The sequence below is a fragment of the Rhodoplanes sp. P11 genome (genome assembly GCF_964266735.1).
Taxonomy (GTDB): Bacteria; Pseudomonadota; Alphaproteobacteria; order Rhizobiales; family Xanthobacteraceae; genus Rhodoplanes; species Rhodoplanes serenus.
On the sequence record NZ_CAXWGY010000018.1, the window covers coordinates 62,292 to 75,392 of the forward strand.

17 protein-coding genes are annotated in these 13,101 nt (G+C 71.5%); 4 read left to right on the forward strand and 13 right to left on the reverse strand.

The window, feature by feature from the left end; translation table 11 throughout:
- The first annotated feature begins 140 nt into the window (after positions 1-140).
- Together ACFQUV_RS17085 and ACFQUV_RS17090 are read left to right on the forward strand one after the other, a co-directional pair.
- On the forward strand, positions 141-1,175 hold the full coding sequence (locus ACFQUV_RS17085; protein ID WP_129608902.1) for an alpha/beta fold hydrolase: 1,035 nt from the start codon (positions 141-143) through the stop codon (positions 1,173-1,175).
- Between the two features lie 95 nt (positions 1,176-1,270).
- Entirely contained in the window at positions 1,271-2,086 is an 816-nt protein-coding gene (locus tag ACFQUV_RS17090) for an exodeoxyribonuclease III (RefSeq protein ID WP_129608903.1), read from the forward strand.
- 144 nt (positions 2,087-2,230) lie between these two features.
- On the opposite strand, the gene ACFQUV_RS17095 is transcribed toward ACFQUV_RS17090, so the two are convergent.
- Together ACFQUV_RS17095 and ACFQUV_RS17100 are read right to left on the reverse strand one after the other, a co-directional pair.
- Positions 2,231-2,695, reverse strand: coding sequence for a cyclic nucleotide-binding domain-containing protein (locus ACFQUV_RS17095; protein WP_129608904.1), 465 nt, complete (start codon positions 2,693-2,695; stop codon positions 2,231-2,233).
- 106 nt (positions 2,696-2,801) lie between these two features.
- A complete protein-coding gene (locus tag ACFQUV_RS17100) occupies positions 2,802-3,488 on the reverse strand; it encodes a response regulator transcription factor (protein WP_378395336.1) in 687 nt (228 codons plus the stop codon).
- 169 nt (positions 3,489-3,657) lie between these two features.
- Here ACFQUV_RS17100 and ACFQUV_RS17105 point away from each other — a divergent pair, with 169 nt between their 5' ends.
- Positions 3,658-4,161: a L,D-transpeptidase gene (locus tag ACFQUV_RS17105; RefSeq protein WP_244601560.1), complete on the forward strand. Its 504-nt coding sequence runs from the start codon at positions 3,658-3,660 to the stop codon at positions 4,159-4,161.
- A gap of 159 nt (positions 4,162-4,320) precedes the next feature.
- Here the strand turns inward: ACFQUV_RS17105 and ACFQUV_RS17110 are convergent, their stop codons facing one another.
- From ACFQUV_RS17110 to ACFQUV_RS17150, 9 genes are all read right to left on the reverse strand, one after another.
- Positions 4,321-4,614: a DUF6460 domain-containing protein gene (locus tag ACFQUV_RS17110; protein ID WP_129608969.1), complete on the reverse strand. Its 294-nt coding sequence runs from the start codon at positions 4,612-4,614 to the stop codon at positions 4,321-4,323.
- Positions 4,615-4,725: 111 nt separating this feature from the next.
- Positions 4,726-5,076 (reverse strand): MmcQ/YjbR family DNA-binding protein, encoded by a 351-nt coding sequence (locus tag ACFQUV_RS17115; protein ID WP_129608906.1) that lies wholly within the window; start codon positions 5,074-5,076, stop codon positions 4,726-4,728.
- The gene (locus ACFQUV_RS17120) at positions 5,076-5,486 is read right to left on the reverse strand and encodes a VOC family protein (protein WP_207211450.1); all 411 of its coding nucleotides are present in this window, start codon (positions 5,484-5,486) and stop codon (positions 5,076-5,078) included. Before ACFQUV_RS17120 ends, ACFQUV_RS17115 begins: the two co-directional genes overlap by 1 nt.
- 128 nt (positions 5,487-5,614) lie before the next feature.
- On the reverse strand, positions 5,615-6,733 hold the full coding sequence (locus tag ACFQUV_RS17125) for a sialidase family protein (protein ID WP_129608908.1): 1,119 nt from the start codon (positions 6,731-6,733) through the stop codon (positions 5,615-5,617).
- A gap of 3 nt (positions 6,734-6,736) precedes the next feature.
- Positions 6,737-7,006: a MoaD/ThiS family protein gene (locus ACFQUV_RS17130; RefSeq protein WP_111384157.1), complete on the reverse strand. Its 270-nt coding sequence runs from the start codon at positions 7,004-7,006 to the stop codon at positions 6,737-6,739.
- An 18-nt stretch (positions 7,007-7,024) separates the two neighbouring features.
- On the reverse strand, positions 7,025-7,441 hold the full coding sequence (locus tag ACFQUV_RS17135) for a VOC family protein (protein WP_129608909.1): 417 nt from the start codon (positions 7,439-7,441) through the stop codon (positions 7,025-7,027).
- A gap of 43 nt (positions 7,442-7,484) precedes the next feature.
- Positions 7,485-7,853, reverse strand: a complete 369-nt coding sequence (locus ACFQUV_RS17140; RefSeq protein WP_129608910.1) for a DUF1428 domain-containing protein — start codon at positions 7,851-7,853, stop codon at positions 7,485-7,487.
- A gap of 114 nt (positions 7,854-7,967) precedes the next feature.
- The gene (locus ACFQUV_RS17145; RefSeq protein WP_129608911.1) at positions 7,968-9,263 is read right to left on the reverse strand and encodes an RNA polymerase sigma factor; all 1,296 of its coding nucleotides are present in this window, start codon (positions 9,261-9,263) and stop codon (positions 7,968-7,970) included.
- Between the two features lie 28 nt (positions 9,264-9,291).
- On the reverse strand, positions 9,292-9,684 hold the full coding sequence (locus ACFQUV_RS17150; protein ID WP_111384161.1) for a YciI family protein: 393 nt from the start codon (positions 9,682-9,684) through the stop codon (positions 9,292-9,294).
- 142 nt (positions 9,685-9,826) lie between these two features.
- Between ACFQUV_RS17150 and ACFQUV_RS17155 the strand changes: the two genes are divergently transcribed.
- Positions 9,827-10,321: an anthrone oxygenase family protein gene (locus ACFQUV_RS17155; protein ID WP_244601561.1), complete on the forward strand. Its 495-nt coding sequence runs from the start codon at positions 9,827-9,829 to the stop codon at positions 10,319-10,321.
- A 12-nt stretch (positions 10,322-10,333) separates the two neighbouring features.
- Here the strand turns inward: ACFQUV_RS17155 and ACFQUV_RS17160 are convergent, their stop codons facing one another.
- Both ACFQUV_RS17160 and ACFQUV_RS17165 read right to left on the reverse strand, forming a co-directional pair.
- On the reverse strand, positions 10,334-12,040 hold the full coding sequence (locus ACFQUV_RS17160) for a cisplatin damage response ATP-dependent DNA ligase (protein ID WP_129608913.1): 1,707 nt from the start codon (positions 12,038-12,040) through the stop codon (positions 10,334-10,336).
- Entirely contained in the window at positions 12,037-13,086 is a 1,050-nt protein-coding gene (locus ACFQUV_RS17165) for a ligase-associated DNA damage response exonuclease (RefSeq protein WP_129608914.1), read from the reverse strand. Before ACFQUV_RS17165 ends, ACFQUV_RS17160 begins: the two co-directional genes overlap by 4 nt.
- Between the last annotated feature and the right edge of the window lie 15 nt (positions 13,087-13,101).

Consider the following 13,101-nt stretch of genomic DNA (forward strand, 5'->3'; position numbering starts at 1 on the left):
GTCCGTCCCGGCGAGCCCCAGGGGGCGCTGGAACGAGGCGGCAGGAACGAAGTCGAGCATCGCGGACTTTCGAAAGGGCGCGCCGGAGCGGCGCGCCCTTTTGCGTTCCGCCCCGGGCGGGACCCTGCCGGGGACGATCCATGAGAACCAAGACGCTCGGCGTCATCGCCGGCCTCATCGCCGTCCACGCGCTCGCGCTCGCGGTCGCGGCCCGCCGGGCGGAGCGGCGGCACCCGCCGCGCGGACGCTTCGTCACCGTGGACGGGCTGCGGCTGCATTACCTCGAGGCGGGACCGCCGGACGGGCCGCCGGTAATCCTGCTGCACGGCAACGGGGCGACCGCCGACGACTGGGCGGCGAGCGGCCTCCTCGGCCGGCTCGCCCGCCGCCACCGGGTGATCGCGTTCGACCGGCCGGGCTTCGGCTATAGCGACCGGCCCTGGCTGCCGCAGCCGCCGGAGGCGCAGGCGCGGCTCCTCGCCGAGGCGGCGGCCCGTCTCGGGATCGACCGCGCCGTGGTGGTGGGCCACTCCTGGGGCACCCTGGTGGCTCTCGCCATGGCGCTGGAGCGGCCCGCCCGGGTGGCCGGGCTGGTGCTGGCCGCCGGCTACTATGTGCCCACCCGCCGGCTCGACGTGTGGCTCGTCTCCGGCCCGGCGCTGCCGATCGTCGGCCCGCTGCTGCGCTACACGGTGGCGCCCATCCTCGCCCGGCTGGTGGCGCCGCGGGTGATCCGCCGGCTGTTCGCCCCAGTGGCCGTGCCAGCGGCGTTCACCAGCGGCTTCCCGGTGCCGCTGGCGCTCCGGCCGAGCCAGCTCCGCGCCACCGCCGAGGAATCGGCCCTGATGATCCCGGCCGCCCGGCGCCTGGCCGCTCGCTACGGCGAGATCGGCTGCCCGGTCACGGTGTTCGCGGCGGCCGGCGACCGGCTGGTCGAGTCGAGCCACGGCCCGCATCTGCGCGCCGCCCTGCCGGGTGCCGCGCTCCATGTGGTGCCGGGTGCCGGCCACATGCTCCACTACGCCGTGCCGGACGAGATCGCCCTGGCGGTCACGGCCCAGGCGGCCACCGCCGCGCCGGCGGCCGCCGGCCGCGACACCGCCGAGCGCCACACCGCCGACGCGCCGCCACTGCTGCCCGACCTGCCGGCCGTCACGACGCCGGCGCAGGGCTGACGCTCGCCGACGCGACGGCGGGGCCGAAAAGCGGCGCTCTGCCTTGTTCCTGCCGTCTCCGGGGCTATCAAGGGCCTGCGCAGAAGCAGAGTCCGATGCCCGTCACCATCTCGACCTGGAATATCAACTCGGTCCGGCTGCGGATCGATCTCGTCGCCAAGTTTCTGAAGGCCGTGCAGCCCGACGTGCTGTGCCTTCAGGAGACCAAGTGCCCGGACGACGCTTTTCCGCTGAAGCGGCTGGCGCGCCTCGGTTACACCCATGTCGCGACCAACGGCCAGAAGGGCTATCACGGGGTCGCCATCGTGTCGCGGCTGCCCTTCGAGGCGGTCGACCGCCGCAGCTTCTGCGACAAGCAGGACTGCCGCCATGTGGCGGTGACGCTCTCCGAAGAGGCCGGCCTGAAGGACCCCGCCGTCATCCACAACTTCTACGTCCCGGCCGGCGGCGACGAGCCCGATCCCGCCGTGAACCCGAAGTTCGCCCACAAGCTCGCCTTTCTGGACGAGATGCGGGATGCCGAGACGCTGCATCCGGTGAACGGCGCCCGCGCCATCCTGGTCGGCGATCTCAATGTCGCGCCGCTCGAGCACGACGTGTGGAGCCACAAGCAGATGCTGCGCGTCGTCTCGCATACGCCGGTCGAGTGCGAGAAGCTCGGCGCCGTGCAGGCCGCCGGCGGCTGGGTCGACGCCATGCGGGCGCATGTGCCGGCCAGCGAGAAGCTCTACACGTGGTGGAGCTACCGCGCGGCCGACTGGGCCGCCTCCGATCGCGGCCGCCGGCTCGATCACGTCTGGGTCAGCCCGGCGATCGGCGACCGCGTCTCGGCCATGACGGTGACGCGGGCGGCGCGCGGCTGGCCGCAGCCCTCCGACCACGTCCCGGTGACCGTGACGGTGGAGCTCTGAGGCCACCGCCCGCATCCCCACATGCGCCCAGGAGCCGAGCGGCTAGAGCGGAATCCGATCCAACTGGATCGTGTTCCGCTCTAGAAGTCTTTGCATGATCGCATTTTCGACGGCGAACCGGCGTCCACTTCGCCGGAAAATGCTCTACCCGCCGCGCGGGCCGGGGTCGAGATTGGTGCGCACCTGGGCGATATCGTCGGCGGTCTCCAGGGCGCGGGCCGCCAGATGGTCGCGCAGCCGATAGGCGGCGTCCGGGAAGCCTTCCAGCATCTTGAGAAAAAGCTGGCGCGGGATGCGCATGACGGCGGACGGCTCGGTCGCGGTCGCGGTCACCGGCCGCACCGTGTCGATGAGGAGCGCCAGCTCGCCGAGCAGCACGCCGGGCCCCACCGTGGTGACCGGGCCGTCCCGCTGGGCCGCATCGAGCCGGAAGGCGCCCTCCTGCACCACATAGCCGCAATCGGCGGCGTCGCCCGCCCGGAACAGCACGCCGCCCGAGGCGACCGACCGGCTCTCGCAGCCGATCGCCAGAATCCGCAGCGCATTGGGGCCGAGCAGCCGAAACGTCGGAACGCTCTCCAGGAACCCGATATCGTCTTCGATGCTCATGCGTTCGCGACGAGGTCCTGGCCGCGGGCGGCGACACGGGGCGTCCACGTCCGACGAGGATGAACCGGCCGCGCCCCCCGGCGACCGATCGGACCGACGATCTTGGTCAGGGCACCAGCTTGTAGCCCCCCGCCTCGGTGACCAGGATGGCGGGATTGGCGGCGTCGCGCTCCACCTTCTGACGCAGCCGATAGATGTGAGTCTCCAGCGTATGGGTGGTGACGCCGGAATTGTAGCCCCAGACCTCCTGAAGCAGCACGTCGCGCGACACCGGCTTCTGGCCGGCGCGATACAGGAAGCGCAGGATCGCCGTCTCCTTCTCGGTCAGCCGCACCTTGTTGCCCTTCGGGCTGACCAGGAGCTTGGAGCTCGGCCGGAACGTGTACGGCCCGATGGCGAACACCGCGTCCTCGCTCGCCTCGTGCTGGCGGAGCTGGGCGCGGATGCGGGCGAGCAGCACGGCGAAGCGGAACGGCTTCGGCACGTAGTCGTTGGCGTCCGACTCCAGCCCCAGGATGGTGTCGGAATCGGTGTCGTGGCCGGTCAGCATGATGATCGGCGCCTTGAAGCCGTTCTTGCGCAGAATGCGCACCGCCTCGCGCCCATCGATGTCGGGCAGGCCGACATCCATGATCACCAGGTCGAACGGCGTCGCCTTGGCGGCCTGCACGGCCTTGGCCCCGGTGTCGACGGCGGCCGGCTCGAATTCGTCGTGCAGCGAGAGCTGCTCGACGAGGGCGTCGCGCAACTCGGTCTCGTCATCGACGATCAGGATCTTGCGGGCATTCGGCATCGGTTCGCGGCCTCTGGCGCACGCGCACAAAAACGTGACGTTGCGCGAAGTAGAGCATTCGGGGACAAAAGCGCAAGCGTTCCGAACCCATTGTAAACGAGCCATACCCTTGATTCAGTTAAACCATCGATCGAGATCCCCGCGCGGTGGCAAGCTTCGGTGCATTTGGGTGGCGGCGCAGCCCGGTCGGCCGGACCGCGGCATCGCGGTCGCAGGGCTGCTGCGGCTGGTGGTCGCGCTCGGCCGCAGCGGCATCCGGGCCGACAAGCGTGAGGGCGACGGGGCGACCCCGCGGGGCCGTTTCCGGCCGGTGCGGGTGTGGTGGCGGGCCGATCGCGGCCCGCGGCCGCGGACGGGCCTGCCGGTCCGCCGCATCGATCCGGCCGACGCCTGGTGCGAGGACCCGGCCGATCGCCGCTACAACCGGCCGTTCCGGCGGCGAGGCGGCGAGGCGGGCGATCGGTTGTGGCGCGACGACCGGCTCTACGACCTGATCATCGAGCTCGATCACAACACCCGCCCGCGCGTCGCCGGCCGCGGCAGCGCGGTCTTCGTCCATCTGGCCCGCGAGACGTTCGGCCCCACCGCCGGCTGCGTCGGCTTCGATCCGGCGGCCTTGCGGCGGCTGGTCGCCCGGATCGGCCCGGACACCCGCATCGTCATCGGCCGATAGAGCCTCGTCCGGCGACATGGCCGCCGGTTCGCCGTCGACAATGCGATCAGGCAAGGATTTCTGGAGCGAACTCCGATCCCCTGGGATCGGAGTTCGCTCTCGCCTCACCCGATCGGGTGAGGGCGACACCGAGCAAGACACCGCGACCGCGCATGCGGCTCAGCGGCCGCCCTTGCTCAACCGGACGATCAGCCAGATCGGAATCACCACCACGGCGCCGAGCAGGAAGTAGCGCCACAGCCACACCACGGCGTCGAAGCCCATGTCCCAGACGGCGCGGACGAGGCGCTCCAGGCTCTGGATGATGTTCCAGGGATCGAGCCCGATCGCCGACAAAATGACGCCGACCAGCACCGAGAGCAGCACGAGGCGCACCGCCACGGCCCCCGGCGAGCCGCCCAGCAGCCGGTTCATATCCGTGTTCGATCGCTGCATCTCGTCCTCGTACCGCATCGGCTGCCGCGACCGTGGGTCCTGCATGGTCATCGCCGTCTCCCATGGTGCCGCGCCCTCGGGGCAGCTTACCACAGCCGGACGCCGCACCGCAGCCGCGCCGCGCGCGCCTCATTCCGGCGACCGCGACCGCGTCCTGCCGGCGCCACGCCGGGCCGGCACGGCGTGCCGCCACGCCATCTCCAGGGCGGCGGCCAGCTCGTCGGGCGACAGGGCCGCGAGGGTCACGGTGGTCCAGCCGCGCGTCCCGAAGGCGTTCGGGACGGGAGCGAACGCCTCAGGCGCCACCGTGCATTTGAGCGCCTGCTCGTCGGGCGTGTAGGCGAGATTGGCGGTGAGGCCATCGGCCGTCAGCGTCGCGTAGGTGCGGGCGACCCGGAAGGCGCGGCGATCGAAATGCGGGGTCTCGACGGTGCCGGGCAGCGCCAGCGCCAGACGGCGGAGATCGGCGGCGGTCGCCATCAGGTTCCGGCCCGCCAGGGGTCGTAGGTTCCGACCGTCCACAGATGCCCCTCCGGATCGCGGAACGAGAAGCCGCGGCCGCCGAAGCTCTCGTCCTTGAGGGCGACCACGATGTCGGCGCCGCCCGCCACCGCGCGGCGGTGCACCGCATCGGCGTCCGGCACCACCACATAGGGGCTCTGGCTGTTGCCACCGAGCGCCGCGGGCGGCTGCTGGAGCTTGCCGAAGGCGTCGTCGCGCGCGGTGCCGATCATGATCAGGCCGGGGCCGAGCGACAGCTCGGCATGGGCGATGCCACCCTTATCGTCCTCGTAGACGGCATGCCGCGCGAAGCCGACCACCTCGCACAGCCAGTCGATCATCTGCCGGGGGTCGCGGTAGCGCAGGGTCGGGATCACGGTGCTGGTCACAGGCAGCCTCCCTGAACGAATGGACCGGGATCGCGGCATGACGACGCCGGCCCCAGTGCCGACTCGAGGTCGACGCAGCGGGCCGGCTCCGGTTCCGGGCGCTCGCGCGCTGCGGCGTGTCCCGCCGTTCAGGCGAAGCGCACCGCATAGACGGGCGGCAGCGTGTGGCTGACGCAGGTCCAGCGGTCGCCCTGGTCCTCGCTCACCCACAGGCCGCCGGTGGTGGAGCCGATCGCGAGGCGCTCGCCGCTGTCGTCGAGGGCCAGCGCATGGCGGTAGACGACGTCGTAGGCGTGGCGCTGCGGCAGACCCTCGGTCAGCACGTCGAAGGACCGGCCGCCGTCGCGGGTGCGGGTGACGACGAGCCGCCCGTCCTTGGGAATGCGCTTCTCGTCCTTGATCTCCGGCACGAACCACGCGGTGTCGGGCTCGCGCGGATGCACCGCGACCGCGAACCCGAAGGTCGACGGCCCGGCCTTGTCGATCTCGGTGAAGCTCGTGCCCTCGTCGGACGAGACGAAGATGCCGTTGTGGTGCTGCACCCACATCCGCTCGGGCGCCTCGCGGCAGCGCACCAGGCAATGGACGTCCTGGGCGATCGGGTCGTCGGCCTGCTCGGGCGGCATGTACTCGGCCCGCATGCCGCCGCCGCGCAGCGTCCAGCTGTCGCCGCCGTCCTCGCTCGCCCACACGCCGCCGGTGGACACCGCGATGGCGAGCCGCCGCGCATTGCGCGGATCGACACAGATCGAATGCAGGCCGGGCAGGTCGGCGCCGCCGCCGCCCCATTTCTGCCGGAGCGGATGGTCCCACAGCGAGCGGACGAGCTGCCAGCTCGCGCCGTGATCGGTCGACTTGAACAGCCCGCCCGGCAGGGTGCCGCACCACAGCGTGCCGGGCTCGTCCGCGCCGCCGGCGGCGAGCGCCCACACCCGCACCGTGCTCCACGGCAGCGGCCGGCCCCACATGTCGAACTCCTCGTGGCCCTCCGGCTTCTCCGGATAGGTCGGCGTGGCGATCTCCTCGAAGCCGCCGCCGGCGGTGGAGCGATGCAGCTTGACACCGAAATGGCCGTGATCGAGCGCCGCGTAGTGGCGGCCGTCACGCGGATCGGTGAGCGTCAGCGTGACGTTGTCGCCGAGGAAGTCGACCGCGGCGACGTCCCACCCGCCGCCGTCGCGCTTCACCGTGAACAGGCCCTTGCGGGTCGAGACGAGCAGCGTGTCACTGGGCTGCGTGTGGCTCATGGATCAGCCTCCCGAGAGCGCCTGAAAGACGTGGACGGTGCTCGCCGGGCCGACCGGCTCGGCGAGGGTCGTGCGGTCGCGCACCATCGTGCCGTCGACGAACACGGTCATGTGCTTGCGCAACGCGCCCTGGTCGTCGAGGACGTAGCTGCGCGCCGAAGGGCTGTCGGCGAACACCGCCTCCAGCACCTCGCGCACGGTGCCGCCCGCGACCTCGGTCTCGGGCAGCGCGACGTGGCGCTGGATGTTCTGCGTGAAGACGACGCGGACCATGGCGGCAGCCGCGCTCGGTCAGGCCGCGGCCTGCGGCTGCACATGGGCCGGGTCCATCCAGAACACCTCCCAGGTGTGGCCGTCGAGATCGTCGAAGGCGCGGTGATACATGAAGCCGTAGTCGTGGGGCTTGCGCGGCTCGCTGGCGCCCGCCTTCACGGCGGTGTCGACCAAGCGGTCGACCGCGTCGCGGCTGTCGCTCGACAGCGCGATCAGCACGGCCGACGTCGTGCGCGTGTCGGCGATCGCCTTGTCGGTGAACTGCCGGTACTTCTCGTGAGTCAGCAGCATCGCATGGATGTCGTCGGCGATCACCAGGCAGGCCGCGGTGTCGTCGCTGAACTGCGTGTTGAAGGTGTAGCCGAGCGACTCGAAGAAGCGCATCGACCGCGGCAGATCGGCGACCGGCAGGTTGACGAAGATCTTGGTGGCCATCGGGGGTCCTCGTTGTGGTGACGATTGTGTCCAGTGGCGGCGGTCAAACGTCGACCAGCACGTCGAAGCCGCCCCAGAACATGCGCTTGCCGTCGAACATCATCGGGTCCTGCGAAATCACGGCGCTGCGCGGATCGGCCATCACGGCGGCGTTGATGCGATCGCGCTCGGCCCGCGACGGAAAGACGATCCAGGCGAACACCACGGTCTCGTCCGCTTGCAGGTCGACGGCCTGCGGGAACGACGTGTAGGTGCCGGGCTTCACATCCTCGCCGACACACTCGACATAGGCGAGGGCGCCGTGCTCGCGCCAGATCGCCCCCACCCGAGCGGCGAACTCCCGGAACGCCTCGACCTTCGCCTTGGGGAGCGGCAGAACATAACCGTCGACGTATTTTCCTGCGTAGTCCATCGGGGTCTCCTGGTGGTGACGCGGTTGCCGTCTCGGTCGGCCGCGGCCGAAGCGCCGAGTACGCCCTGAAAGACGGGCGCGGGCTCGGCAGCCCGACACCGCGTGCGAAAAAAATCAGGCGGTATCGCGGGAGGGTGCGCCGTCCGGCGGCAGGCCCGGCAACGCCTCGGCCTCCGCGGCGAGACGATCGAGATGGCGGCGGATGTGCGCCGCCTCGGCGGGCGAATGGGCGAGCGCGATGGCGCGGTCGAAGGCGACGCGCGCCTCGGCCCGGCGGCCGAGCCGGTCGAGCAGCGCGCCTTCGAGGCCGTGATAGTAGAAGTAGCCGGCGAGCTTTTCACGTAGCGGCTCGATCAGGCCGAGCGCGGCGAGCGGGCCGCGCGTCTTCGACACCGCGACGGCGCGATTGAGCGTCACCACCGGCGACGGCTGGAGCCGCTCCAGCGCGCCGTACACAAGCTCGATCTGGGTCCAGTCGGTATCCTCGGGCCGCGCCGCGCGGGCATGCAACGCGGCGATGGCGGCCTGGAGTTGATAAGGACCCGGCCGACGGTGCCGCATCGCCTTGTCGAGCAGCGCCAGCCCCTCGGCGATCATCGGCCGATTCCAGCGACCGCGGTCCTGATCGTCGAGCAGCACGATGGCGCCGTCGGCATCGAGCCGCGCCGCGGCGCGCGCGTGCTGAAGCAGCATCAGCGCCGCCAGGCCCATCACCTCGGGCTCGGCGGGGAACAACCGCAAGAGCAGGCGGGCGAGGCGGATCGCCTCCTCGCACAGCGGCGCGCGCAGATGCGCCTCGCCGCCGCTCGCCGCATAGCCCTCGTTGAACACGAGATAGAGCGTCGCCATCACGGCGGCGAGCCGCTCGGCCCGCTCCGGCGCGCTCGGCGCCTCGAACGGCACGGCGGCCGCGGCGACCCGCCGCTTGGCGCGGGTGATACGCTGCTCCATGGCGGTCTCGCTGGTGAGGAACGCGCGGGCGATCTCCTTCACCGACAGTCCCGAGACGATGCGCAGCGCCAGCGCCACCTGCTGGCCGGCCGGCAGCTCGGGATGGCAGCAGACGAACAGGAGCCGCAGGATGTCGTCGCGGTAATGGCTCTCGTCGAGCTCGGCCGCCAGCACCGCCTCGGTGTCGTCACGGTCCGACAGTGCGTCCTCGTCGGGCAGCGGCGCCTCGCGACGGCGGCGGCGCACCGCGTCGATGGCGGCGTTGCGGCCCACCATGATGAGCCAGGCGGCCGCATCGCGCGGCGGGCCGTTGCGTGGCCAGGTGCGCAGCGCCCGCAAGCACGCCTCCTGCAACGCCTCCTCGGCGGCGTCGAGATCGCGGAACGCCCGCGTCAGCGCGGCGAGCGCCTGCGGGCGCGCCGCCGACAGCGCCGCGCCGATCCAATCGACGTCCATCATCACCCCACAGCCATCGTCACGCGAGCCATCAGGACGTGATCCTGGTGCCCGCTCCCGGCGTCTCGGCAGGATTGAACAGGGCGACCGGCCGCAGCTCGTAGGAGCCGCCCGGATTGGCCTCGCCCAGCTCGCGGGCGATCTCCAGCGCCTCGTCGAGCGACGCACAGTCGACGATGTAGAAGCCGAGAAGCTGCTCCTTGGTCTCGGCGAACGGCCCGTCGAGCACGAGCGGCGGATCGCGGTCCTTGCGCAGCGTCGTCGCCGCGGTGGTCGGCATCAGCCGCGCCACCGGGCCGAGCCGACCCTGGCGGGCGAGGCGGTTCTGGATGACGGCGAGCTTCGCCATCACGGCGTCGTCCTCCTCCTGGCTCCAGGCACAGACGACGTCCTCTTGATGGTAACACAGGATGGCGTAGAGCATGCGGGGGCACTCCGATCGCTGGCAAGGACGGACCAGCCTAGCCGAACCCGACAGCCGGGCGAAAATCCGGCGCAACGCGGGCACGGAACGGCCGCGAGTTCGGCGGGTTCACTGGGCAAGCGACGAGCGACGGAGGTGGCTCGTGATCGCCTTGCAGGTGACGGCCCTGGTTCTCGTCGCGGTCGCGATGGGGCTAGCGCTCGCCCACGCGCTGGAGTTTCCGGGCAAGCTGCGGCTGACGCGCGAGCAGTATCTGGCCACCCAGTCGATCTACTATCCGGGCTTCACCATCGGCGGCATCGCCGAGCCGGTGGCACTGGTGGCGCTCGCCGTGCTGGTCTGGCTGACGCCCGCCGGTACCGTCCGCGGCCTGACCATTGCGGCCCTCGCCGCGATCGCGGCCATGCACGCCACGTATTGGCTACTCACGCATCCGGTGAACGGATTCTGGACCGCGGGCGCCGCGCTCGACCGGCTCGGCCGCGGCTTCTTCGCCTTCGATCCGCTCGGCCGCGGGCACTCGGACGAGCCGCCGGACTGGACCCGGATGCGCGACCGCTGGGAGGTCTCGCATGTCGTGCGCGCCGCCTTCGGGCTCGCCGGCCTGATCCTGCTCGCCACCGCGCTGGCACTCTGACCGGGTTACGGCTCAGCCGCCCTTGCGCTTGCCGGTGCGCGCGACGGCGGGATCGAGCACGCGGCCGCCGGACGCGGGCGTGCGTTCAGCCTCCGCCAGCATGCCGAGCAGCGTGTCGAGACGATCCGCCTCGGCGGGCGGCTTGTCGAAGCGCAGCCGGCTGATGCGGGGAAACCGCATGGCGATGCCGGAGCGATGGCGGGTGGAGCGTTGCAGCCCCTCGAACGCCACCTCGAAGACGAGGCCTGCGTCCTTCTCGTGCACCACCTCGCGCACCGGGCCGTAGCGATCGACGGTGTTCTGGCGCACGAAACGGTCGATCTTCAGCAGCTCCTCGTCGGTGAAGCCGAAATACGCCTTGCCGACCGGCACCAGGGTGTCGCCGCCCTCGCCGGCCGTCCACAGGCCGAACGTATAGTCGGAATAATAGGACGATCGCTTGCCGTGACCGCGCTGGGCGTACATCAGCACGGCGTCCACGATGAACGGGTCGCGCTTCCACTTCCACCACGGACCCTTGGGCCGGCCGGGGACATAGGGCGCGTCGCGGCGCTTGATCATCACGCCCTCGATCGCCTCGGCGTCGGTGTCGGCCCCGGCCGCACGCGGGTCCTGGCGTGCCTGCGCGAGGGCGTCCCAGTCGGCGAACGGAATCTCCGGCGAGAGGTCGATGCGCGGCTCGTTCAGACGCTGCACCAGCGCGGCGAGGCGGGCGCGGCGCCCGCCGAGCGGCCGGCCATGCAGATCCTCGCCGCCCTCGGCGAGCAGATCGTAGGCGCGCAGATGCGCCGGGAACTCGGTGATCAGCTTGGCCGTCACCGCCTTACGATTCAGCCGCTGCTGGAGGACGTTGAACGACTGCACCCGACCGTCGCGCACGATCAGCAATTCGCCGTCGACGGCGCCGTCGAAGGTCATGACCTCGACCAGATCCGGGAAGGCACCCGAGATGTCCTCGCCGGTGCGCGAATAGAGCCGGGCGACGCGCCGGCCGTCCGCACAGGTGCCGGCGACCGCCTGCACCCGGATGCCGTCCCACTTCCACTCGGCGACGAAGTCGTTCGGATCGAGCGCCGCGAAATCGGCGGCACCGATCGGATGCGACAGCATCGGCGGATGGAAGCGCGCCGGATCGTCGACCACCGGCCGCTCGGCGCGGCCCTCCACCCAGGCGAACAGGTCCGCATAGGGCGGCGCGAGACCCGGCCACAGCACCTCGATCTCGTCCGGGTCCTTGCCGCCGAGCGCCGCCACCGCGGTCTTGGCCAGCCGTGCCGACACGCCGATGCGCAACGACCCGGTGAGGAGCTTGAGGAGCGCCCAGCGGCCGGTCTCGTCGAGACCGTCGAGCCAGTGGGCCAGCACCTTCGGCAGCTCGGCCTTGCCGAGCGTCTGCAACGTCGTGATCACGTCGGCGAGCGAGGGGGCGTCGTCGGTGCGGCCTCCGGGCGCCGGCCACATCAGCGCCACCGTCTCGGAGAGATCGCCGACATAGTCGTAGGACATCGCGAACAGCACCGGATCGGTGCGCTCGGCGATCAGGGTGCGGATCAGCCCCGGCTTGGCGTGCGGGAACGACAGCGCGCCGGTGAGCGCCGCCAGCGCGAAGCCCCGCTCGGGATCGGGCGTGGTGCGCAGGTAGTCGGTGATCTGCCGCAGCTTGGCGTTGCGGCCGGGCTCGTAGGCGAGACGATCGAGCAGCGCGGCGAAGCGATTCATGCGGGCTCTTCCGTGGTGCCACCGGCGGCGGCCTCGATCGCCTCGACCTCCTCGTCGTCGCCGTAACCGACGAGATGCAGCGGCCGGGCCCGCAGGCCGCGCGTTCCGCACCAGTGGACCAGCGCCTCCTCGGCACCGTGGGTCAGCCAGATCTCCGCGGCGCCGGTCGCCGGGATGACGCGGGTCAGCCCGTCCCAGTCGCAGTGATCGGAGACGACGAGCGGCAGTTCGACGCCGCGCTGGCGGGCGCGGGCGCGGATGCGCATCCAGCCCGACGCGAAGCAGGCGATCGGGTCGGGGAAGCGCCGCGTCCAGCGGTCGCCGAGCGCCGACGGCGGGCACAGCACCACGGCGCCGGCAAGCTCGTCCGGCGCGGCGTCGCGCACCGCCCGCAGCTCGCCGAGATCCATGCGGCCGGCGTAATAGCGGGTGACCGCCTCGGCGGCGCCGTGCAGCAGGATCGGCCGCTCCCAGCCGGCGGCGCGCAAGAGCGCGATCAGCCGCTGTGCCTTGCCGAGCGTGTAGGCGCCGAGGAGATGCGTGCGCTCGGGAAACAGCGCGAGCGAGCGCAGGAGCTTGCCCGTCTCGGCCGCGGCGTCACCGTGGCGGAACACCGGCAGCCCGAAGGTCGCCTCGCTGATGAAGACGTGACAGGGCACCAGCTCGAACGGCGTGCAGGTCGGGTCGGGCCGGTCCTTGTAGTCGCCGGACGCGACGATCACGAGCCCGTCCTTCTCGACCCGCACCTGGGCGGAGCCGAGCACGTGCCCGGCCGGGTGCAGGCTCACCCGCACGCCGTCGAGCGTCACCGCCTCACCGTAGCGAAGCGCCTGCGTGGCGCCGGCGAAGCCATCGCCGAGCCGCAGCCGCATCAGGTCGAGCGTCTCAGGCGTCGCCAGCACAGCGCCGTGGCCGGGCCGCGCATGATCCGAATGCGCGTGGGTGATCACCGCGCGCGCCACCGGCCGCAGCGGATCGATGTGGAAGCCGCCGTCGGGGCAGCACAGACCGGCGGGGGTCGGAACCAGCAGGCTTTCGGGACGCATGCCGCAGAGATAAGC